A 21,283-nucleotide genomic window follows, 5' to 3' on the forward strand; every position below is an offset into this window, starting at 1 on the left:
CCTAAAGTAAGGTAAAGGTGTAACCGCCAATTGACGCGGCAGGCGCCACAATAGCCAAACGGATTTCGACCGTCTGCTCTGGGGCTAGTCCCGTTGGTCTTAACAGGTACTCAGTAGCGCGAAACACCCGCTCTGCAATAACCTCTCCATTAAAATTCAACACACTAAGCTTTAAATCCGGCGCCACTTGCGCAAATGGTGCCTGATTGCTAAGCAAGGCGCTAAACAAATAGCTGCTATCGCTCTGAACCCGCAAATCGCTATGCGAAACGCTGAATTCCTCGAGATTTTTATACGGCGGTAACCGGCAAGCAAAGGCTGCACAGACTTTATCCAAACCCGCCCTGAGCTGCGGCTGCATAGTTAAACGATAGTCCTCGAAATACAGGATTTGCGCCAGCAATAACAGCAACGCCAAGTTGGTTGCGACAAACCAAACCGCCGGAGTCTGCGGCCGCTTTTCTGAAATTTGATCATCCGGATATGGCGATTCATCCGCTAGCACCGCATCGTCGTCTTCACTAAGGAATCGCAACGCATCGAAAGATTTGCCGCATACCGAACAATCCAACAACCCACGCGCTTGCCGTAAATGCTCGACGGTAACTTCGTGCTGCTTAGCGCAATGTGGACATCGGCTATACATCTATTCAGTCAGGTTTATAGGCGTCCAATCGACACCAGTCTTCCTGACTGACCGGCGGCGCAACAACGAAGCCCTGCTCGCGATAAGCTGCTGCTACAGATTCGGCTTGTTCGTTCAAAATTCCCGACAAAACTAACTGCCCGCCCGGCCTGACCAATGCGCCAATAGTTGAGGCCAGCTCAATCAGCGGTTTAGCGAGAATATTGGCAAGGACCAGATCAGCTGCAAACGCGGAAAACTGTTCAGGAAGATAATAATCGATTCGTTGCTGTACCTGGTTTTTTTCGGCGTTGTATTGACTGGCAGTCAACGCTTGCGGATCGATATCCACCGCATGCGCCTGCTTGGCACCGAGTAATAGCGCTGCCACGGCAAGAATCCCTGAGCCACAACCGTAGTCGATTAATACTTTATTTTTAATATCGTTACCGGCCAACCACTCCAAACATAATGCAGTAGTCGGATGGGTTCCCGTGCCGAACGCCAAGCCAGGATCCAAAGTCATGCAAACCGTGTCCGGCTCGTGCTGTTCCTGGCCACTGGGACAAATCCACAAACGATTGGCAAACTTCATTGCTTGGAAATGCTCCATCCACGCCCGTTCCCAAGCCTGATCCTGCAAAACCTCAGCTACCCATTCCTGCAAGGGCTGACCTATGAATTGATTGAACAGCAAGTTGCGTACGATATCCGGATCAGTATCGAGCTCGAACAAGGCGGTGACCCGGGTACGGGTCCAGATTTTGGTTTGATCAATGGCCGGCTCGTAAACTGGCTCATCATCGGCGTCGCTGTAAGTCACCGAAACCGCGCCCAGTTCGCTGAAAAACTCCGATATGTCAGGAGCGGTGGTTTCGTCGGTGATAACGGAAAGCTGATGCCAGGCCATAGTTATAAAAAGCTTTTAGCTGGGGAAGGAGACGCCATTTTCATAATCCCCTCGCCCAAGCCGAATTAATGGATACCCAATTTCTTTTCCAGATAATGGATATTTTGCCCACCCTGGGCGAACGCCGCGTCAGCCATAATACTTTGTTGCAAGGGGATATTGGTTTTGATGCCGTCTATCACCATTTCGCTAAGCGCGGTCTTCATTCGGGCAATCGCGCTAGCCCTATCGTCGCCGTGCGCAATCAGCTTACCAATCATGGAATCGTAATACGGCGGCACTTTATAGCCATTATAAATATGCGTTTCGCAACGGATACCAGGCCCGCCCGGCATATGGAACTGATCAATCACGCCAGGGCTAGGCATAAAGGTTTTCGGGTCCTCGGCATTCAGCCGACATTCGATTGCATGACCGGTAAACTTCACCTGCTCTTGCGTAATCGACAAAGGCTCGCCGGCGGCAATCCGCAGCTGTTCCTTCACTATATCGAAACCAGTAATCATCTCGGTCACGGGATGCTCGACCTGCACCCGCGTATTCATTTCAATGAAATAAAATTGACCTTTCTCGTAAAGAAACTCGAAAGTACCAGCACCCAGATAGCCGATCTCCTGACAAGCCAGCGCACAACGCTCACCCATCTGTTTGCGTTGTTCTTCGGTAATCCCTGGAGCTGGGGCTTCTTCCACGACTTTTTGATGGCGGCGCTGCATTGAGCAATCGCGTTCACCCAAATGTATCGCATTGCCGTGCGAGTCGGCCAACACCTGAAACTCGATATGGCGCGGATCTTCCAGAAACTTTTCCATATAGACGGTACTATTGCCGAACGCAGTACCGGCTTCGGCTTTGGTCATCGCAATGGCATTCAGCAGCGCGCTTTCGGTATGCACGGTGCGCATACCACGACCACCACCGCCACCGGCCGCTTTGATAATGACCGGATAACCAATTTCCCGCGCCATTTTCAGATTGGTCTCTTCATCTTCGCCCAAAGGATCGCCGTTACCAGGCACACAAGGAATACCCGCCGCCTGCATGGCTTTTTTTGCGGCGATCTTGTCACCCATCATGCGAATGGTTTCAGGCCTTGGACCGATAAACACAAAGCCGCTTTGACTGACTTTTTCGGAAAAATCGGCATTTTCGGATAAAAAACCGTAACCGGGATGGATGGCTTCGGCATCCGTCACTTCGGCGGCACTGATAATCGCCGGAATATTCAAGTAGCTGCCGGCGGACGCAGCCGGCCCGATACAGACCGCTTCATCGGCCAGTCTTACGTGTTTTAAATCGCGGTCAGCTTCGGAATACACAGCCACGGTTTTAATGCCCAATTCGCGACAGGCCCGCAAAATGCGCAAAGCAATCTCGCCGCGATTGGCGATAACAATTTTCTCAAACATAGTCCAGCCCCTTTGTCGGTTATTCGATGATGAACAAAGGTTGGCCGTATTCGACCGGATGGCCGTTTTCAACCAGAATTTGTTTGATTTTGCCGCTTTTATCCGCTTCGATCTGATTCAAAATTTTCATGGCTTCGATAATGCACAAGGTTTGACCATTGCTGACCGACTGACCAATCTCGACAAACGATGCAGAACCGGGTGACGCCGAACGGTAAAAAGTACCGACCATGGGCGACTTAACCACATGACCGCTGACTTTTTCTTCAACTGGAGCCGCCGCCGCAACAGGCGCAGCCGCCACGGGCGCTGCAACAGGCGCTGCGTACTGCACGGGCGCCGCAGCCGAATAACGGCTGATTTTCACTGATTCTTCGCCTTCGCGAATCTCTATTTCAGCAATATCCGATTCCTCGATAAGATCAATCAGTTTTTTTATTTTTCTAATATCCATTGTTCTGAGTTCTCTCTAGTAATATCTGATGAGCGGCTTGCAAAGCCAATTGGTAACCGTTCGCCCCCAATCCGCAGATAACGCCGAGGGCGATATCCGAAAAATACGAATGCTTCCTGAAAGGCTCACGGGCATGCACGTTCGATAAATGTACTTCTATGAATGCAATCTTGGTTGCCAGCAAGGCATCGCGAATGGCCACGCTGGTATGGGTAAATGCAGCAGGATTGATAATGATGAAATCGACACCCTGCTGATACGCTTGATGTATTTGTTCAACAATTTCGTGCTCGGCATTGCTTTGCAGAAAGCTTAATTGATGCCCAAGCATTTGGGCCAATTGCTCCATTGCCTGCTGAATGCTCTGCAATGTTCTATTACCGTATAGCCCTGGTTCTCGAACGCCTAACAGATTTAAATTGGGTCCATTGAGAACAGTGAGGTTTGCCATTGCCGATGCTGAACAAAAATACTAAATAAATAGGAATTCTGCCTAATTTGTAGGTTTTTGTCCAGATAAACCGCTTTTCACTTCATTAGACCGCGTTTTAGCGACTTTTCAGTCATTTTGTCGTCAACAACGGCCCAATCACTTCCAACACTTTCTCTCGCGTCAATTCGCCTAACTGATGATGCATGATTTGCCCTTGTTGATTAATGATTACCGTGAACGGCACAGTATTGATTACATTACCCAACTGTTGAGCCAACATCGTTGCACCTTCGCCGCCAATCAACACCGGATAATTGATCTTGATACGCTTCAGGTAATCTTCTACCGGCTGTTTATCCTCAATGGCTATGCCGACAAACTGCACACCTTTGTCTTTATATTCATCCTGAAGCTTTATGAACTCGGGAATTTCCTTCAAACATGGCGGACACCAGGTTGCCCAGAAGTTGATAATCAATATCTTCCCTTGCCATTGCGTGACAGACTGCGGCTTATCCGCCAGGTCCGGTAAGCTAAAGTTCAATTGCGGGGCCGGCTTACTGGTTTCGGCGACTACCAAATATTGTCTGGCAAACAGACCGGCCGCTAACGCGATAAAGGCAATGGCGGCGACTATCAGTATGATTTTTTTATTCATAGTTGTTGCAAAGTTTTTAGAAAAGTAGCGGCATCCTGATAGCCAATCACGCGCTGCGCGGCCCGTTCACGGCCATCGGTACCGAAAAATATAATGCCCGGCGGCCCCACCAGCTCGAAGCGTTTTAACAAGGCTTTATCTGCCTCATTGTTAGCGGTCACGTCGGCTTGCAATACCACAAAATTAGCCAATTGTTGCTTAACCTGTGCATCGGTGAAGGTATAAGCCTCCATTTCCTTACAGGAAATACACCAGTCGGCATAGAAATCCAGCATCACCGATTTTCCGCTGGCCGATGCTTGCTGGATACGTTGCTCCAATTCCGCAACCGACGCCACCCGCTGAAAGCTAATACCTTCAACCGGCTGCGCTTGGGCATTCAAACCCATACCTTGCAGCGGTTGCAGCGGATTGCTGTTTCCGGCGCTCAAGCCGATCAGCTGCAATATGCCGAACACCAGCATGATGATACCCAGCCCTTTCCAAAGCTTACGCCAGCCGGTGGCCGATTCCGGCAGCGGATCGATGGCACCGAGAAATATAGCGGGAATAACCAACAATAAAGACCACAAAAACATCGCCACCGCTGCCGGCAAAATCCGCGATAGCATCCACACAGCCACGGCCAACATCGCTACGCCGAATACCGCTTTGGTAGCATTAAGCCAATCACCGGCCTTGGGCAGCAGTTTTCCAGCTGATGCGCCCAGCAATAGTAACGGTGCGCCCATGCCCAGCCCCATCACGAACAACGCCGAACCGCCCAACACCACATCGCCGGTTTGACCGATATAAATCAATGCCGCTGCCAGCGGCGCGGCCACGCAAGGCCCGACGATCAGCGACGATAGCGCCCCCATGATACCGGCACCGAGGTAAGAACCATCGCGATGCTTATCGCTGGAATGATGTAAGACAGATTGCAGCGATTTAGGCAGCTCCAAATGGTAAAAACCAAACATTGACAGCGATAACACCACGAACAAACCCGAAAACACTGCGATGACCCAAGGCTCTTGAAATGTCGCTTGCAGATTGCTGCCGAACAAAGCCGCCAGGATACCGAACAGCGTATACATCAAGGCCGAAGCGAACACATAGCTCAAAGACAGCAAAAAGGCCTTGCGCGTACCGATTTGGTCGCCATGACCGACAATGATCCCGGATAAAATCGGAATCATCGGAAACACGCACGGCGTAAATGCCAGCAACAAGCCGAATCCGAAAAAACTGAATAAAGTCAGCGCTAAACTATCATGCCGCAAGGCATTGACGATTTTGTCCTGCTCCGACAACTCGGCAACCGCGGCCGGTTTGGCTTGCGGCAAGGCGTCCGCAGGTGGCAAGTCCACACTCACTTCAGCTTGCATCGGCGGATAGCAAACGCCACGGTCAGCGCAACCCTGAAACTTTGCCAGCAACTTGATCGTTTCGGCTGCCGAACTGCCCCGCAATAGCGGTATGTCGACACTGATCTGGTTACGGTAGATTTGCACCTGGCCAAACTCAGCGTCGTGGTACGCAGCCCCTTCAGGAAGCTGCAAAGGCGTTAATTGCGTCTGCGTGGCACCCTGCAATTTAACCGACAACTTATCCTTGTACAGATAATAACCTTCTGCAATTTGCCAGCTTGCTTGCACGGTATGCGGATCTTTCAGACTGGCAAAAAACTGAAACGCTTGATCCGGCGGCAATAACTCTTCGGAAAACAAACCGGGCGTCAAGCCCTTTAGACCTTTGACAAACTGGTTAAGCGCCCCACCGTTTGCAGCGGGCTGAGCCGCAGGCAACGCCACATCCAGCAGCACTTTTTGCGGCGGATAACAAACGCCGACATCCGCACAACCTTGGTACTTGACCAGCAGCTTTAATTGGGTTTCACGGTTTTGATTAATCAGCGGCAACACCACATCGAGCGCGTTCCGATATACCACCACTTCGCCTAGGCTCGGGTCATGCTCGGTAACGCCTTCCGGCATGCTTGCCTGACCCAGCTGAATCGCTTCGGTTTGCGACTGGAACTTGGTTTTATCGCGATACAGGTGATAGCCCTCGACTATATCCCAATGCAATTCGACTTTATCGGCGGTTTCGGCCCTGGCAGTTAACTTGAAGGCTTGCTCCGGCGGTAAAAAATCCTGACTATCCAGCGCTGCCGCAGTGCGCCAAAAAACAGCCAACAAACATAATAAAATCAGTCGATGCCAAGGCATGAGTCTATCCATTTCAAATAGTCCAGCGAGCCGCTTTCTATCGCGACCGCAATAATTTCCGGGAGTTGGTAAGGATGCAGGCTTTTCAGCGTCGCTTCAATGGCCGCATAGCGGTCTTGATGACTTTTGATGAGCAGTAAATGTTCCTGGGCGGCTTCGATTTTGCCCTGCCATTCGTAAACCGAGCGCACACCCGGCAGTATATTCACGCAGGCGGCTAATTTTTGGGTTATCAGAGCGCCGGCAAGCTTGTCGGCAACCTCTACATCCGGGCAGGTACAAAGAATCAATTGATACATCGCGATATTATCCTGGAATTTGCACCAAGATGCTCTTAGTATTAGCGGCTTTTTACCGCAACCGAGCTCACCATGAAAACCATGCAAATTATGTTTATCGCTTTTTTGATCGTGCCGTTTGTGGAAATTTACGTTTTACTGCAAGTTGGCGGTTTGATCGGCGCCTTCCCTACAATCCTATTGGTGGTGTTTACGGCGGTACTGGGCGCTTGGCTGCTGCGTCGGCAAGGCTTCGCCACTTGGCAACGCGTCCAATCCGGGTTGGCGCAAGGCGAAATTCCGGCTTATGAAATGATCGAAGGACCGATATTACTGGTGGGAGGAGCGCTATTACTAACACCGGGATTTTTCACCGACATGCTCGGTTTTGCTTGCCTAATCCCGACTTTACGCAGAAAGATTGCGCAATACATCATCGAGCATCATTTGCTGCAATCCCAAGTAGGCTCGGTATTTCAGCAAGCGCGAAACTCGCAAACCATTATTGAAGGCGAATACAACAAACAGGATTAACAAGATGTTTTTGAATCCGAACCGCGCCAAAGGCGCGGATTCGGAGCTAGCCGCTAAGGCTTATTGACCATCGGCTGCCGTATTGGTACCCAAGGTATTTTTGTCCATACTGGAATATGCGGGGCACCAGCCGGAATAACTGGTCGCAACCAAGGCCAAACCAACCAACAACATCAATATGCTGGCGGTAAACAGCGAAACGCTTAGCAGTACCACCCCTGAAACCATGCGGACTTTCTTATCTTTCTCGCCGATGTTGTGCTCAAATTTGATCAAACGTTTATAATCGAAGCTCATTTCCAATCCTCTCTGTGTTGTAGTTATTAGTCCCGACGCACGGCTTTCCCTTAAAGGCAAGCAAATATACACAGCTCTTCAAAATCTGCAAGTTATAAAAAATGGACGTCTCTTCTATCATCACCTCTCTAAACGACGATCAACGTCTGGCCGTTTCCGCCCCGATGCAAGCCGTGCTGGTACTAGCCGGCGCCGGTAGCGGCAAAACCCGGGTGCTGGTCCATCGCATCGCTTGGCATATCCAGGTCAACGGTATTTCGCCTTACAACATCCTGGCGGTGACCTTTACCAACAAAGCCGCTAACGAGATGCGCAGCCGTATCGAAGAGTTGCTCGAGACCCCAGCCCGCGCTATGTGGATAGGGACTTTTCATGGCTTAGCGCACCGTCTATTGCGGCAACACGCCAAGCAAGCCAATCTGCCGGAAACCTTTCAGGTGATGGATAGCGACGACCAATTGCGCATCATCAAACGGCTGATGAAAAACCTGAATCTGGACGACAGCAAATGGCCACCCAAGCAAGCGCAATGGTTTATCAATGCGCAAAAAGACGAAGGCATCCGCGCCAAGCACATGCAGGACAGCGGCGATTTTTATAACCGGCAGATGAAGCAGGTTTATCTGGCGTACGAAGAAGTATGCCAACGCTCCGGCCTGGTGGATTTTGCCGAATTACTGCTCAGAGCTCACGAATTGCTGCGCGATAACGAAGATTTATTGGCGTTTTATCGGCAGCGCTTCCAACAAGTTCATGTCGACGAATTCCAGGACACCAACACCATTCAATACGCCTGGCTGCGCTTACTCACCGAAGGCAACAACAATCTATTCGTGGTCGGCGACGACGATCAATCGATCTACGGCTGGCGCGGTGCCAAAATCGAAAACATCTTCAATTTCCAAAAGCATTATCCCGAACACGGCATCGTCCGCCTGGAGCAGAACTATCGCTCCAGCGGCCATATCCTGAAAGCCGCCAATACCTTGATCGCCAACAACGACAACCGGATGGGCAAGGAATTATGGACCGATGCCGGTGAAGGCCAGGCCATTTCTCTATATTCGGCGTTTAACGAGCAAGACGAAGCCTATTTCGTGGTCGAGAAAATTCGGCAATGGGTTAAGGACGGCGGCTTGCGTAGCGACACGGCGATTCTGTATCGCTCCAACGCCCAATCGCGGCAATTCGAAGAACGCTTGATGACCACCGCCACGCCCTACCGGGTTTACGGCGGCCTACGCTTTTTCGAGCGCATGGAAATCAAAAACGCCCTCGCCTATCTGCGTTTGTCGACTAATCCACACGACGATCCTTCCTTTGAACGGGTAGTGAATACGCCAACCCGCGGCATCGGCGCGAAAACCCTGGACGACATGCGCATCCTAGCGCGCGAGCAGCAATTATCACTATGGCAAGCGGCCTTGGTAATGCTGGAGCGAAACCAGTTACCCGCGCGCGCCGCTAATGCCTTACGTGGTTTTTTAAACCTGATCATTGCGCTCGGCGAAACTACCAAGGATTTGAGCCTGCATGAAACGGTCAAACAAGTCGTCGAGACCAGCGGCCTAATCGAGCTGTATAAAAAGGAAAAGCAAGACAAGGGCGAAGCCCGGGTAGAAAACCTTGAGGAACTGGTCAACGCCGCGCGTTTGTTCGATTACGACAGCGAAAACGCCGAGAACATGGGCGAGTTGGACATGTTTTTAGCACACGCCGCATTGGAAGCCGGTGAAATGCAAGGCGAAGTCGATGAAGATTGCGTGCAGTTAATGACGCTACATTCGGCCAAGGGTTTGGAGTTCAAGCTGGTATTTCTAGTGGGCTTAGAAGAAGGCCTATTCCCTTCTCAGCAAGCGCTGGACGACGCCAGCCGGTTACAGGAAGAGCGCCGCCTGTGCTACGTCGGCATAACTCGAGCGATGCAACAGCTGTATCTGACCCACGCCGAATCCCGGCGCCTGTACGGCAAAGACAGCTATCCGCGCGCCTCACGGTTTTTGCGCGAACTACCGCAGGAATCAATTCAGGAAATCAGGTTACGCGCCAACGTCAGCAGACCGGCGACCAATAGCGCATCGCAAACCAAAAGCCTGGGCAGCAAGGGTACTTACAAACTGGGCCAGCCTGTCAGGCACGAGAAATTCGGCGAAGGCGTGGTCCTGCAAATGGAAGGCGAAGGCGAACAGGAACGGGTGCAAATCAACTTCCGCAACGCGGGCATCAAATGGCTGATGCTGGCTTATGCCAAACTGGATGCTGCTTAGAATAGGTTGAAGACGCGGCGTCCGGATAAACCGAACGCCGCGAAACAAGGCAAGCCGACTAAAAAATTAGTCGGTGACGGTGATAACTTTCAGGGAGTTAGTGCCGCCGCTGGCGCCGGTCAAATCGCCTTTGGTGCGAATCAGCGCATCGCCCGCTTTTACGACACCACGGACTTTCAAAGCCTTAATCAGACTGTCGGTTACGCTGACCGATTCCATCTTCTCTTTGGCAAACGGAATGGGGAATACACCTTTGTAAAGGGTCACACGACCCAGGGTGCGTTCCTGGCTGCTGAAGGCAAAGATAGGAATATCCGAGCTAATCCGCGACATCCATAGCGGCGTGGAGCCCGATTCGGTCAAAGACGCTATCCCGGCGATTTTGGTATGGTTCGCCATATACATTGCAGACATCGCAATGGCTTCGTCCATCCGTTCGAACTTGTCGGTCATCCGGTGCATGGATTTGGTCACGCTAGGTTGCTTTTCCGTTTCCAGACAGATACGCACCATGGCTTGCACGGTTTTCACCGGATGCTTGCCGGAGGCAGTTTCCGCGGACAACATGATGGCATCGGTTCCGTCAACAATGGCGTTGGCAACGTCGAATACTTCCGCACGGGTTGGGATCGGATTCTCGATCATCGATTCCATCATCTGTGTCGCGGTAATCACGGCCCGGTTCAGTTCACGCGAACGACTGATCAGCAGTTTTTGAGCGGCTGGCAGATTGGCGTCGCCGATTTCAACCCCCAAATCGCCACGCGCGACCATGATCGCGTCGGAGGCCAAGATGATTTCGTCGATGACTTCCATCGCTTCCGCGCGCTCTACCTTGGCAACCAAGCCGGCGTAAGAACCGGCTGCTTGCAATAGCTCACGGGCTTCGTTCATATCAGCGGCCGTGCGTGGAAAGGAAATCGCCACGTAATCGGCTTGAATCACCGCGATGGTTTTGATGTCTTCCTTGTCCTTATCGGTCAAGGCCGCCGCGGACAAGCCGCCGCCCAACAAGTTGATACCTTTGTTGTTGGACAAATCGCCACCCACCACCACTTTCGTGTTGACGCGAGTATTGTCGATCACGTCGACCACATCCAGTACAACCCGACCATCGTCCAGCAACAAACGGGTACCGGGTTTAACTTCGCGAGCCAAAGGTTCGTAGCTGATACCCACTTGGGTATTATCGCCGTCAAGTTTGCCCAGATTAATATCCAAGGCAAAATCCTGACCTTCTTCCAGCCAGACTTTGTTGTCTTTGAAGCGTTCGATACGGATTTTGGGACCTTGCAAATCAGCCAGAATACCGACCCTGCGGCCGGTTTTCTTGCTTAATTCGCGAACGCGGTTGGCGCGATCAATATGATCCTGCGCCGAACCGTGCGAGAAATTAAGCCTTACAACATCGATTCCAGCCTCGAACAACTCTTCAAGTACACCGGGCTTGTCCGTAGCAGGTCCCAGCGTAGCCAGGATTTTCGTTCTTCGTAGCAGCATGTAAACCCTTATTTAGCGTTGAACAAAGCAACCGTGGTATCGAGCATACGGTTTGAGAAACCCCATTCGTTGTCGTACCAGGACAGGACTTTCACGAAATTGCCGCCGGTGACTTTGGTCAGACCCGCTTCGTAGATTGAAGAATGTGGGTTGTGGTTGAAGTCCATAGACACCAATGGCTCGTCGTTGATCGCCAAAATGCCTTTCAATGGACCGGCAGCCGCTTCGCGCAAAATGCCGTCGATTTCTTCTTTAGTGGTGTTACGTGATGCCTGAAAGCACAAATCCACCACAGAAACGTTGATGGTCGGTACGCGCATCGCAAAACCGTCAAGTTTGCCTTTCATTTCCGGCAATACCAAACCTACCGCCGCAGCCGCACCGGTTTTGGTGGGGATCATGGATTGCGTAGCGGAACGCGCGCGGTGCAAGTCGCTGTGGTATACGTCGGTCAACACTTGGTCGTTAGTATACGAGTGGATGGTCGTCATTAAACCATGATCAACACCGATGGTGTCCATCAAAGGCTTGACTAATGGCGCCAAGCAGTTGGTGGTGCAAGAGGCATTGGAGATAACGGTGTCGGATGCTTTCAGGGTTTGGTGGTTAACACCGTAAACAATGGTGGCATCAACATCATTGCCGCCAGGAGCAGAAATGATGACTTTTTTTGCGCCGGCAGTGATATGGGCGGACGCTTTAGCTTTGCTGGTAAAGAAACCGGTACACTCGTGCACAACGTCAATACCCAACTCAGCCCAAGGCAATTTGGCAGGATCTCTTTCGGCAAATACGCGAATTTTGTCGCCGTTGATCACGATGTAATCGCCGTCGACAGACACATCGAATGGAAATTTACCATGTACGGTATCGTATTTGGTCAAGTGCGCGTTGGTTTTAGAATCGCCCAAATCGTTAATAGCGACAACTTGGATCTCGTTGGTGCGACCTGATTCGTACAAAGCGCGCATGACATTGCGACCGATACGACCATAACCGTTAATTGCAACTTTAATTGCCATAGAGTTTTCTCCGGGATGAGTGTGAAAGACTTGCGTCGAGATGTGCCAAAAGCACCAAAAATAGACTGGATTGTAGCAACAACCGGCCCTCTACGTCTACCGCTGCGGCGCGCTGCGGCGTGCAGAAATCCCGCCGTTAAACATGCCAGGGCGCCATCCCTGTTAAAGGGCGCTTAACCATCCGGCACCTAAAAGCCCTAAAGGCACACGAGTAATCAATAGAGCCGGCTCAATAAAAGGTACAATCCTGTCAACTTTCCACTTACCGCAGCACAACCCATGCAGATTCAATGGTATCCCGGCCACATGCACAAGGCCAGCAAGGAGATCAAGCACGCCTTGCCCGACATCGATTTGCTGATTGAAATACTCGATGCCCGCATTCCTTACAGCAGCCAAAACCCCATGCTGGCCAGTCTGCGCGGCGACAAACCCACCATCCGCGTCCTCAGCAAAACTGATTTGGCCGATCCCGATCTAACCAAACAATGGCAAGCCTACCTGGAACGGGAACAGGCGGTAAAAACCCTGGCCGTCACCACTCAACAGCCGGAAAAAATCAAACAGATTATCGATCTGTGCGCAAAGATGCTGCCGGAGAAAACCGCCGCCAACAAGGTCATCCGCACCATGATCATGGGCATCCCTAACGTCGGCAAATCCACCATAATTAATGTGCTGGCCGGGCGTACCATCGCCAAGACCGGCAACGAACCCGCCGTCACCAAGCAGCAGCAACGCATCAATATGGGTAATAACATCGTACTATCCGACACTCCCGGCGTACTCTGGCCCAATGTGGAAAACCGCCACAGCGGCTACCGACTAGCGGTAACGGGCGCCATCAAGGATACGGCTTTCCAACACGACGACATCGCACTGTATGCACTGGAATATCTGCGTACAGCCTACCCAGACCAGTTAAGCCAGCGCTATCGTTTGACACCCTTGCCCGAAGAACCACTTGCACTGCTAGAAGCCATCGGCGCGAAACGCGGCTGTTTGCGTAGCGGCGGCATCGTCGAACTGGACAAAGCCGCCAAGCTATTAATGAACGAACTGCGCGCCGGTACCTTGGGTCAAATCACCCTGGAAACCCCCGAGATGATAGAAGCGGAAATGCTGGAACTGGCGGCCATCCGCGAGCAAAAAGCCGCCAAACAAACAGCTAGGCGGCGCGGTGTAGGGCCGCATTTAACCCCGCCCACATAGCATCACTCAAAAAATCGGCCACAAGATGTTTAATGCCGAGAACGGGAGCTATCCACCTCGAATCCGCAAGCCACATATTTTTCGCTACCGGTGTTTTAGAAGATAACTTGGTCCGCAGAGGTTATATTGAAGAGCAACGGACGATGATCGGGCGCATCCATATCATAAACCCTCGGATCCAGCGGAATCGGCTCAATCCGCACCAAATTGCTAGCCAAAACCCAGTCTAAGGTATTAACCAATCCGCTATTGGCTTTATGCGTGCCTTGCCCCTGCCAGACATCGTGTGGATGAGATCCCTGAATGTCCAAATTCGCGTGGTTACCGATTTCCCAATTCAAATCCCCGGTGATCGCCCAGGTTGCATCCTGCATACTTGCGGCTGTTTTCAATTGATACTTTGTCAATCCGGTTTGACCGGACTTGAAGTGTCCAAAATGAAGGTAACCGTTATAGTGAGCGAATGCATGTGCGTGGACCGAAAACAACCCTCGGTTCAGGCCTAGAAAATCCCCCTGAAAGCCAAAGTCCAGGCCAGGTTTACGACGAATCGCCACAACATAGCTATTGCTATGCCCACCGTGCAAGCACTGCACACAATAACTGGGCCAATCGGTCTGGTTGTATACTTTATCGAGGAAATTGACATAAGCATCTTCCCGAGCCCCATGCACCTCGCATATAAAAAGCACATCCACTATGGCAGGTTTGAGCATATTGTCGATAAAACCTGAAACCAAAGCCTGCTTTTCTATTGCCGAGCCCTGCCCGTTCTTTTCGATGTTCCAGCTAGCGACAATCATTGTTCCACCATTAGATAAAAGACGTTAAAGGAATTCCTAAAAGCACCTGGCAAACCGCTATCGCTAAATGCTGGCCCCGTGCCATCGAAAATGACATTACAGATGTCACGAAAGAATTACGCTTTCATGACCTTATAAATATGATGCGCGCCGGCATGATTAACGGTGCTTTCTTCCACGGTAACCGAGAAACCGAAATCCGGGCCGATATTTTTCGGATCGTGCTCCTCGCCGACAAATTCCGAATAGGGAATATAAATCCGCGTGTGCTCGGTAATGTAGTCTTTAACTTGGTGGAAAAACCGTTTCAATATATCGCGCCCACCGTCTTCGTTCAGCCCGAAGGTGCCGTCGGACGGGTAATAATTGAAATTAAAAACAATTAGGTCAAACAGCGTGTGCGGCACATCGGCAAATAAATCGCTGTGCAGAAAATCGATAGGCGCCAATTCAGGATTCAAGCGCGTGTTTTCGAAGGTGCAATGCACCGCATCCCGATTAAAGTCCACACCCATCACGCTTTCGCAGCCCATTTTTTTTAACAAAAACGCGAAATAGCCGCTGCCGCAGCCCATATCCAAAGCCATTTCAGCGGGCGGCTGTTGCAGAATGAAGTTCCCGAAAAAAGAGCTGGTCAGTCCAAAATCGGACGGAAACACATTTTTGGCAATCTTCAAGTTAATGCCATCCAACTCCGTCATATAAGGTTGTTTATCCAAATAGTGGGCCAATTCCTGCTTGCGAGCATCGATGCTCATCTCCGGCTGTTTCATAATTCACTATGTTGAGTTGAGTTGCGCCACGCTTATGGACGCGTTCATTTTAGGAGCCTGCCGTAAACGGCTGGCCGGTTCACACTTAAATCCTACAACAAACAGCCGCTGGCAGCCAAACCCTATGCCGTTATCGCCAGCCGCGCAGGGTCCGCAGCGTTGGCTAACTGCCCGCCTTTGATGTCGGCCAAGCGGCTCGACAGCCACGTAAGCGCGGGCAATTTGCCCGACTTTTTCGGGCAAATATCAGCTTACCCAAGCCGCCGTCTCGCCTAAACTGCAACAGTTCGCGATATTCAGAGCCCAAACATCAGCCTGCGTATCAGTCGCACACCCAGCCACTATCAAACAGAACACATCGCCATGAACACATATCTTTTCGACGACCGCCGTATCGATTGGCAAACCCTGGAGGGATTTGAGCATTTACGCTATTTCATTCTGAACATCGACGCCGACGCCAACATTGCCGACGTCTTGTTCAAGTTTGCCGCCGACCAACAAATCGTGCTGCACCGGCACAAAGCGCCAAACCACATTTTTGTCATCCAAGGCGAACATAGAATCTACCACGCCGACGGCACATTGAAGGAAATCAGGCCGGTCGGCAGCTACACCCTCAGCCCGGCCAGCGACGTGCCGCACCGGGAAGGCGGCGGCGACATTGACGTCATCCTGTTGTTCAGCATCCGCGGCACCGGGGTGCTTTACGACATACTGGACGACGATGCCAACGTTATCGGTAGCCTGGCGATGTCCGACTTCGTGGCATTACACCAAGCACAGTCCGGGCAAACGGGATAAAAATCGCGCGATGTCGGCATTTTGAACCGGTGCAATGCCCCCCACACCCGGTTACCGTTTGCTGAGGCATTGGGCTGTACCGGCAATAACCAGTTGCTCAAGGCTTTAATGCTGTCATCTCGTTTCAGCCACATCTATTCATGGCTTGAGGGTTTAACTATGTATTAACCCGGCCCTATTTATCACGAGTATTCCGTTCAGGCTGAGCTCGCCGAAGCCCGGGCGGGTGTGCCCTTCGATAGGCTTGTATGGTAAAGTTAAAGAGAATCGAGGGGACGTTCGGTGTCGGGATGGAGGGACGTCGACGGGTATCTGCTAAGCCAGGCCTCGCTGAGAATTCATCCCATCGCGTCTTCCAGAGTCGATGAAAAATCTAGCGGTTAAACCGCCGATTTGTGCACAAGCTTACTCGACAGACGCCTATGCTAACGGTGACCATGACAACTTCAAGGTTTGCCGGCCAACCTGGTCAGCGCATTATTGGTAATTTTCGCCAGCAAATTTGGGATGCCGGTTTCCCCCCCCCACGTTTCGGTGGGTTCTTTATTCGGTATCGGCTTGGCCGCGGCAACGCCAATACTGGAGTGATCGCATCGATTGCCTTATCCTGGCTGCTGACCTTACCCTGCATGGCTATCTGTTCCGCTGCCATTTCATACGCCTAGCACTTATCTTCAATAATAAAAATACGAGGCTTTTCATGACTACCAGTATCGAAATCAGCGAATCGGTCCGCCATTACTACGGCCAGGTCTTGCAATCCAGCAACGATCTAAAAACCAGCGCCTGTTGCAGCATCGACGCCATGCCGAGCTATTTAAAAGCCTTGCTGGTCAACCTGCATCCCGAAATCTTGGAACGGTTTTACGGCTGCGGATCACCATTACCCCCCGCGTTGACTGGTAAAACGGTGCTGGATTTGGGCTGCGGCACCGGCCGCGACTGCTATCTGCTGTCGAAACTGGTCGGCGCGACAGGACGGGTAATCGGCGTGGATATGACGCCCGAGCAATTGGAAGTTGCCGTGCGTCATCGCAACTGGCACGCCGAACGCTTTGGGTTTGCCAATGTTGAGTTTTTGCACGGTCACATCGAAAACCTGCACACCGTGGGTATCGCCGACGACAGTATCGACGTAGTAGTCTCCAACTGCGTGATCAATCTATCGCCGGAAAAGCCCAGTGTGCTGGCGGAAATATTCCGGGTATTGAAACCCGGCGGCGAACTGTATTTTTCCGATGTATTTGCCGACCGCCGCATCCCATTCGAACTGCGCCAAGACCCGGTTTTATTGGGCGAATGCCTGGGCGGCGCTTTGTATTGGGAAGACTTCCGGCGCATTTTGCAAGACTTAGGCTGCCCCGATGTCCGCAAGGTCAAACAAAATCCCATCAGCATCGACGACCCGGAAGTGTTCGCAAAAATAGGCATGGTCAAGTTCGATTCAGTGACAGTGCGCGCCTTTAAAATGCCATTGGAAGATCGTTGCGAGGACTTCGGCCAAGTCGCGACTTATTTGGGCACTATTGAGCAACACCCGCACAGTTTCGACTTGGACGATCATCATCATTTCGAAACCGGCCGGCCGTTAAGAGTCTGCGGTAACACCGCCGACATGCTGGCCGGTAGCCGCTATGGCGAACACTTCCGAGTATTGGGCGACAAGACCCAGCATTTCGGCTTATTCGATTGCTCGCCCGGACCCGGCAGCGAATCAGTCAAGACTGACAGCGCCTGTTGCTGAGATGGACTCATCCGATCAATTGAGCGAAATTTTTGAGGATTCGGTTCAAGCGCGAATACCCTTTTTAGACGTCATCCCATGGCTTTTTCTCGTGTCCAGCGACATCACGGCGGCCGTGCATGATGGCAAAAATCAACACGCGATTCGATTCAAAACGGTACATTACGCAATAGCTCTGCACAATAATTTCTCGTATAGATTTATCGTCAGCTTCTGGAATCAACCTACCGCTTTCCAGAAAGACTTCAGTCGTCGAGTGGCAAGCACGATTTTTTGGCCGAAGCGTCGGGCATAAACGGACGAATCGCGGCTAATGTAACGGACTAAATCGTCAAGATCGTCCCGAGCCAGATCAGACCATTCAACTCGCATCATGTAGATAGCGTTTTTCCATGTCTTCCTGTGATGTGACCTTACCTTCCGCTGCTGCTTGCAACGATTGCTCAAGCTTCTGCCGCACATAGATAGCATACATGGCATCGTCAAAGGTAGCCTGCTCGGTCAGGTGATTGGCAATATCGTGGACAATTTGTTTAACAGTTTGCATAGGGAGTTGTCCTCATTGGTCTGATTGGACCTCGGTGCTCTGCACGTAAGCGGGCATTTAGACATCTACCGGTGCATTCGGTGTTGAGAAAATGGTCCCCCTTGGTTCGACCGACCGATATAGCCAACCTGACCCAGGTTGATGGCCCACGCACCGACAACGCCGGCCGCCTGACCAGCACCACCGCCGGCGGCAAAACCCTGGCCTACCAATATGACCCGGCCGGCACTCGCCCCCGCACCACCTGGCCGGAAGCCACCCCCCGTTCTAAGTCACTGCTCACGCAGAATCTCGTCAGGCTGTAAGTCGCGGCGTTTATGAATGACCGCGAGCACTTCGATATGCGTCGTTTTGATCTCGTAAAGAATGCGGTAAGAATAGAGCGAAAGTTCACGCACAGCCTCGTCGCTCAGTTCCGGCACCGTCCGGCCAAGGTGGGGCAGTTTATCCAGTCCAATCGTTTTACTAACCAGCGCTTCAGTCACCCGCTTAGCATATAGTGGTGAATCCTGCGCAATATAGTCGTGAATGTGGCGAAGCTGAGCCAATGCGTGATCGGTCCACTTTACCACGCTTGAATATCTCTCAGTACCTGTTCGGTGGGTGTGGCCTTGCCTTGTTCGGCGTCTTTTTGGCCGCGTCGGATGTTTTCCAGCACATAGAGCCGGTAAATAATTTCTTCCATATCGGCGGTATCAGGTAAACGCTGAATGATGGCAAGGGCTTCTTGTTTAGCGGTGTGTAGCTGCATGGTGAACTTCTCCTTTTAATCGCTGATGGCATTCTGGGCCTGTCCGGCATTGGTCAGGGTACAGCTAGATAGTGTGCACATGGCGTACCTTCTGGGACACTATTCTACAGGCTGGACGCCTTCGCCACCAACCTGACCCAAGTCAACGGCCCGCGCACCGACGTCACCGACACCGTCGCCACCGCTTATGACAACGAACGGCGGCCGATTCAGCTGACCAACGCTTTGGGCAAACTCACCAAACAAGCTTACGACGCCGACGGCCGTCTGATCCGCAGCGCAGATCGGTACCCAATGGCTGGTGTCCTGTAACAACTACACCCCGAGCGGCAAATTGCTGAAAGCCTGGGGTCCCGCGCAAACCGCCGCCGACACCACTTGTCCGGCCGCGGCCGCACCGATGACCGTCGCCGACTACGTCTACGACAACCTGGATAGGCTCAACACCCTGACCGAAAACCTGCCGGTGGCCGACGGCGGCAACCGCGTCACCCAGACGGTCTACAACGCCGACGACAGTGTGCAGATCCTCAAAAAAGCCGTGGGCACCGGTATCGCGCAAAACTATGCGACCTACACCTACAGCAACAATGGCCTACCACTCACCGTCAAGGATGCCAAAAACCAGCTGACCACCTACCAATACGACGGTCACGACCGGAAACTGAAAACCCTGTATCCGGACAAAGTCACCGCCGGCGCTTCCTCGGCGACCGACTTCGAACAGGTGGCCTACGACACCAACAGCAACGTCACCAGCTTGCGCAAACGTAACGGTCAAAGCATTACCTTGGCCTACGACAACCTCAACCGCCTGCTGAGCCGGACCTATCCGACCGCCGCCGACAACATCAGCTTCAGTTACGACCTGTTGGGCCGTAAAACCGCCGCCAACAAAACCGGCTACGCCATCGGCTATGTCTACGACAACGCCGGTCGCCTGACCAGCACCACCGCCGGCGGCAAAACCCTCGCCTATCAGTACGATCCGGCCGGCAACCGCACCCGCACCACCTGGCCGGAAGCCACCGCGTTCTACATCACCGCCAGCTACGACGCCCTGAACCGGCCGACTGCTCTGCTGGAGAACGGCACGGTCAGCCTGGCCAGCTACGCCTACGACGACCTGTCGCGGCGCACCACCGTCACCTTGGGTAACGGCACCAGCACCGGCTACGGTTACGGTTACGACACCCAGTCGGCGCTAGCCAGCCTCACCCAAAACCTGGCCGGCACCGCCCAGGACAACACCTGGAGCTACACCCGCAACCAGGTGCAAGACATCAAAGCGGCCAGCTGGACCAACAACAGCTACCAATGGACCGGCTACACCAACGGTACTCGCAGCTACACCGCCAACGGCCTGAACCAATACGCCACGGCCGCCGGCAGTACCTTAAGCTACGACGCCAACGGCAACCTGGGCGGCGACGGGGTCTGGACCTATGCCTATTTATGCCCTTTAGGGTACAACCTCGACAACCAATTAACCAGCGCCAACAAAACCGGCTCGGCCAACAGCCTGGCCTACGACGGCGCCGGCCGTTTGAGCCAAACCACCCTGGCCGGCGTCGTCACCAACCTAAGCTATGACGACAGCAACCTGGTGAAAATTTCCGGGGTTTGGGCTTAGAACCCCTTAAAGTATTTACGCGATCCGCAGATAGAGCGTGATGTACACCGTTCGCAAAACCGTATTGAAGCCTACCACCAATTGCGTTCATTTACATCGCAAGTCAGCGGCAAAAAGCAACTCATCGGCAGAACTGATTTGGAAGTCGCCATCACCAATCAGTGCGGCAGGCTAATCGCCAATGTGGTAATTGCCTATAATTCGATCATATTATCGCTGCTAGTCGATAAGTATAAAGCTGCCGGAAACGAGAAAGTAATTGTTCAACTTCAGAAAATTTCTCCTGTGGCTTGGCAACATATCCATTTTTTGGGTCATTATGACTTTAAGAACAACCACAACCCAATTGACTTTGAAGCGATGCTGGCCGACATAACGTTTAATTAATCTCTGCCTACTGCATCATTACTTCATAA

At 52.1% G+C, this 21,283-nt stretch carries 25 protein-coding genes and 2 pseudogenes; 9 read left to right on the forward strand and 18 right to left on the reverse strand.

What is annotated here, in order from left to right; genetic code table 11:
* Position 1: 1 nt before the first annotated feature.
* The 8 genes from G006_RS26985 to cutA form a co-directional block, all read right to left on the reverse strand.
* On the reverse strand, positions 2 to 646 hold the full coding sequence (locus G006_RS26985) for a zinc-ribbon and DUF3426 domain-containing protein (RefSeq protein ID WP_020482565.1): 645 nt from the start codon (positions 644 to 646) through the stop codon (positions 2 to 4).
* A 4-nt stretch (positions 647 to 650) separates the two neighbouring features.
* The gene (gene prmA / locus G006_RS0107545; RefSeq protein ID WP_020482566.1) at positions 651 to 1,535 is read right to left on the reverse strand and encodes a 50S ribosomal protein L11 methyltransferase; all 885 of its coding nucleotides are present in this window, start codon (positions 1,533 to 1,535) and stop codon (positions 651 to 653) included.
* Positions 1,536 to 1,600: 65 nt separating this feature from the next.
* A complete protein-coding gene (gene accC / locus G006_RS0107550; protein ID WP_020482567.1) occupies positions 1,601 to 2,944 on the reverse strand; it encodes an acetyl-CoA carboxylase biotin carboxylase subunit in 1,344 nt (447 codons plus the stop codon).
* Positions 2,945 to 2,963: 19 nt separating this feature from the next.
* Positions 2,964 to 3,398: an acetyl-CoA carboxylase biotin carboxyl carrier protein gene (accB, locus tag G006_RS0107555; protein ID WP_020482568.1), complete on the reverse strand. Its 435-nt coding sequence runs from the start codon at positions 3,396 to 3,398 to the stop codon at positions 2,964 to 2,966.
* Positions 3,388 to 3,849 (reverse strand): type II 3-dehydroquinate dehydratase, encoded by a 462-nt coding sequence (aroQ, locus tag G006_RS0107560; RefSeq protein WP_026146914.1) that lies wholly within the window; start codon positions 3,847 to 3,849, stop codon positions 3,388 to 3,390. Before aroQ ends, accB begins: the two co-directional genes overlap by 11 nt.
* A gap of 112 nt (positions 3,850 to 3,961) precedes the next feature.
* The gene (locus G006_RS0107565; RefSeq protein WP_020482570.1) at positions 3,962 to 4,489 is read right to left on the reverse strand and encodes a TlpA family protein disulfide reductase; all 528 of its coding nucleotides are present in this window, start codon (positions 4,487 to 4,489) and stop codon (positions 3,962 to 3,964) included.
* Positions 4,486 to 6,702, reverse strand: coding sequence for a protein-disulfide reductase DsbD (locus tag G006_RS0107570; RefSeq protein WP_020482571.1), 2,217 nt, complete (start codon positions 6,700 to 6,702; stop codon positions 4,486 to 4,488). The genes G006_RS0107565 and G006_RS0107570 overlap by 4 nt, the downstream gene beginning before the upstream one ends.
* Complete coding sequence (cutA, locus tag G006_RS0107575) at positions 6,684 to 7,001, reverse strand: divalent-cation tolerance protein CutA (RefSeq protein ID WP_020482572.1); 318 nt, start codon at positions 6,999 to 7,001, stop codon at positions 6,684 to 6,686. The genes G006_RS0107570 and cutA overlap by 19 nt, the downstream gene beginning before the upstream one ends.
* Before the next feature lie 72 nt (positions 7,002 to 7,073).
* Here cutA and G006_RS0107580 point away from each other — a divergent pair, with 72 nt between their 5' ends.
* The gene (locus G006_RS0107580; RefSeq protein ID WP_020482573.1) at positions 7,074 to 7,514 is read left to right on the forward strand and encodes an FxsA family protein; all 441 of its coding nucleotides are present in this window, start codon (positions 7,074 to 7,076) and stop codon (positions 7,512 to 7,514) included.
* Positions 7,515 to 7,574: 60 nt separating this feature from the next.
* Here G006_RS0107580 and G006_RS0107585 read toward each other — a convergent pair whose 3' ends face one another.
* Positions 7,575 to 7,811 carry a YgaP family membrane protein gene (locus G006_RS0107585; RefSeq protein ID WP_020482574.1) on the reverse strand — a complete coding sequence of 79 codons (237 nt, stop codon included), beginning with the start codon at positions 7,809 to 7,811 and terminating at the stop codon, positions 7,575 to 7,577.
* A 101-nt stretch (positions 7,812 to 7,912) separates the two neighbouring features.
* Between G006_RS0107585 and uvrD the strand changes: the two genes are divergently transcribed.
* Positions 7,913 to 10,078, forward strand: coding sequence for a DNA helicase II (gene uvrD / locus G006_RS0107590; protein WP_020482575.1), 2,166 nt, complete (start codon positions 7,913 to 7,915; stop codon positions 10,076 to 10,078).
* 66 nt (positions 10,079 to 10,144) lie between these two features.
* Here uvrD and pyk read toward each other — a convergent pair whose 3' ends face one another.
* The gene (pyk, locus tag G006_RS0107595) at positions 10,145 to 11,578 is read right to left on the reverse strand and encodes a pyruvate kinase (RefSeq protein ID WP_020482576.1); all 1,434 of its coding nucleotides are present in this window, start codon (positions 11,576 to 11,578) and stop codon (positions 10,145 to 10,147) included.
* A gap of 8 nt (positions 11,579 to 11,586) precedes the next feature.
* Positions 11,587 to 12,600 carry a type I glyceraldehyde-3-phosphate dehydrogenase gene (gene gap / locus G006_RS0107600; protein ID WP_020482577.1) on the reverse strand — a complete coding sequence of 338 codons (1,014 nt, stop codon included), beginning with the start codon at positions 12,598 to 12,600 and terminating at the stop codon, positions 11,587 to 11,589.
* A gap of 279 nt (positions 12,601 to 12,879) precedes the next feature.
* On the opposite strand from gap, the gene ylqF reads away from it, so the two are divergent.
* Positions 12,880 to 13,812: a ribosome biogenesis GTPase YlqF gene (gene ylqF, locus G006_RS0107605; RefSeq protein ID WP_020482578.1), complete on the forward strand. Its 933-nt coding sequence runs from the start codon at positions 12,880 to 12,882 to the stop codon at positions 13,810 to 13,812.
* Positions 13,813 to 13,907: 95 nt separating this feature from the next.
* Here the strand turns inward: ylqF and G006_RS0107610 are convergent, their stop codons facing one another.
* Together G006_RS0107610 and G006_RS26990 are read right to left on the reverse strand one after the other, a co-directional pair.
* Positions 13,908 to 14,615 carry an endonuclease/exonuclease/phosphatase family protein gene (locus G006_RS0107610; protein ID WP_020482579.1) on the reverse strand — a complete coding sequence of 236 codons (708 nt, stop codon included), beginning with the start codon at positions 14,613 to 14,615 and terminating at the stop codon, positions 13,908 to 13,910.
* 116 nt (positions 14,616 to 14,731) lie between these two features.
* Positions 14,732 to 15,388: a methyltransferase gene (locus G006_RS26990; protein ID WP_020482580.1), complete on the reverse strand. Its 657-nt coding sequence runs from the start codon at positions 15,386 to 15,388 to the stop codon at positions 14,732 to 14,734.
* A gap of 363 nt (positions 15,389 to 15,751) precedes the next feature.
* Here G006_RS26990 and G006_RS0107620 point away from each other — a divergent pair, with 363 nt between their 5' ends.
* The 3 genes from G006_RS0107620 (at position 15,752) to G006_RS0107630 (ending at position 17,936) form a co-directional block, all read left to right on the forward strand.
* Positions 15,752 to 16,192 carry a cupin domain-containing protein gene (locus tag G006_RS0107620; RefSeq protein ID WP_020482581.1) on the forward strand — a complete coding sequence of 147 codons (441 nt, stop codon included), beginning with the start codon at positions 15,752 to 15,754 and terminating at the stop codon, positions 16,190 to 16,192.
* Between the two features lie 437 nt (positions 16,193 to 16,629).
* Positions 16,630 to 16,857: a hypothetical protein gene (locus tag G006_RS29500; RefSeq protein WP_442785759.1), complete on the forward strand. Its 228-nt coding sequence runs from the start codon at positions 16,630 to 16,632 to the stop codon at positions 16,855 to 16,857.
* A gap of 35 nt (positions 16,858 to 16,892) precedes the next feature.
* Positions 16,893 to 17,936, forward strand: a complete 1,044-nt coding sequence (locus tag G006_RS0107630; protein ID WP_020482583.1) for a methyltransferase domain-containing protein — start codon at positions 16,893 to 16,895, stop codon at positions 17,934 to 17,936.
* A 64-nt stretch (positions 17,937 to 18,000) separates the two neighbouring features.
* Here G006_RS0107630 and G006_RS29505 read toward each other — a convergent pair.
* Together G006_RS29505 and G006_RS0107640 are read right to left on the reverse strand one after the other, a co-directional pair.
* A pseudogene (locus G006_RS29505) lies at positions 18,001 to 18,311 on the reverse strand (type II toxin-antitoxin system RelE/ParE family toxin).
* Positions 18,298 to 18,483: a hypothetical protein gene (locus G006_RS0107640; protein WP_020482585.1), complete on the reverse strand. Its 186-nt coding sequence runs from the start codon at positions 18,481 to 18,483 to the stop codon at positions 18,298 to 18,300. The pseudogene G006_RS29505 and the gene G006_RS0107640 overlap by 14 nt, the downstream one beginning before the upstream one ends.
* An 83-nt stretch (positions 18,484 to 18,566) precedes the next feature.
* Here G006_RS0107640 and G006_RS0107645 point away from each other — a divergent pair, with 83 nt between their 5' ends.
* Positions 18,567 to 18,788, forward strand: coding sequence for a hypothetical protein (locus G006_RS0107645; protein ID WP_160167666.1), 222 nt, complete (start codon positions 18,567 to 18,569; stop codon positions 18,786 to 18,788).
* On the opposite strand, the gene G006_RS27635 is transcribed toward G006_RS0107645, so the two are convergent.
* The 3 genes from G006_RS27635 to G006_RS29510 all read right to left on the reverse strand — a co-directional run bounded on the left by G006_RS27635 (position 18,756) and on the right by G006_RS29510 (position 19,549).
* The gene (locus tag G006_RS27635; RefSeq protein WP_081607899.1) at positions 18,756 to 19,055 is read right to left on the reverse strand and encodes a type II toxin-antitoxin system RelE/ParE family toxin; all 300 of its coding nucleotides are present in this window, start codon (positions 19,053 to 19,055) and stop codon (positions 18,756 to 18,758) included. The genes G006_RS0107645 and G006_RS27635 overlap by 33 nt on opposite strands.
* On the reverse strand, positions 19,049 to 19,234 hold the full coding sequence (locus tag G006_RS0107655; RefSeq protein WP_020482588.1) for a hypothetical protein: 186 nt from the start codon (positions 19,232 to 19,234) through the stop codon (positions 19,049 to 19,051). The genes G006_RS27635 and G006_RS0107655 overlap by 7 nt, the downstream gene beginning before the upstream one ends.
* Before the next feature lie 99 nt (positions 19,235 to 19,333).
* Complete coding sequence (locus G006_RS29510) at positions 19,334 to 19,549, reverse strand: hypothetical protein (RefSeq protein WP_020482589.1); 216 nt, start codon at positions 19,547 to 19,549, stop codon at positions 19,334 to 19,336.
* Between G006_RS29510 and G006_RS26610 the strand changes: the two genes are divergently transcribed.
* On the forward strand, positions 19,536 to 20,867 hold the full coding sequence (locus G006_RS26610; RefSeq protein ID WP_200860428.1) for an RHS repeat protein: 1,332 nt from the start codon (positions 19,536 to 19,538) through the stop codon (positions 20,865 to 20,867). The two genes, G006_RS29510 and G006_RS26610, sit on opposite strands and share 14 nt — an antisense overlap.
* A 6-nt stretch (positions 20,868 to 20,873) precedes the next feature.
* Positions 20,874 to 21,254 (forward strand): annotated as a pseudogene (locus tag G006_RS0107670) (Tn3 family transposase); the annotation flags it as partial.
* Between the last annotated feature and the right edge of the window lie 29 nt (positions 21,255 to 21,283).

Origin of the sequence: Methylomonas sp. MK1, assembly GCF_000365425.1 — a bacterium.
Lineage (GTDB): Bacteria > Pseudomonadota > Gammaproteobacteria > Methylococcales > Methylomonadaceae > Methylomonas.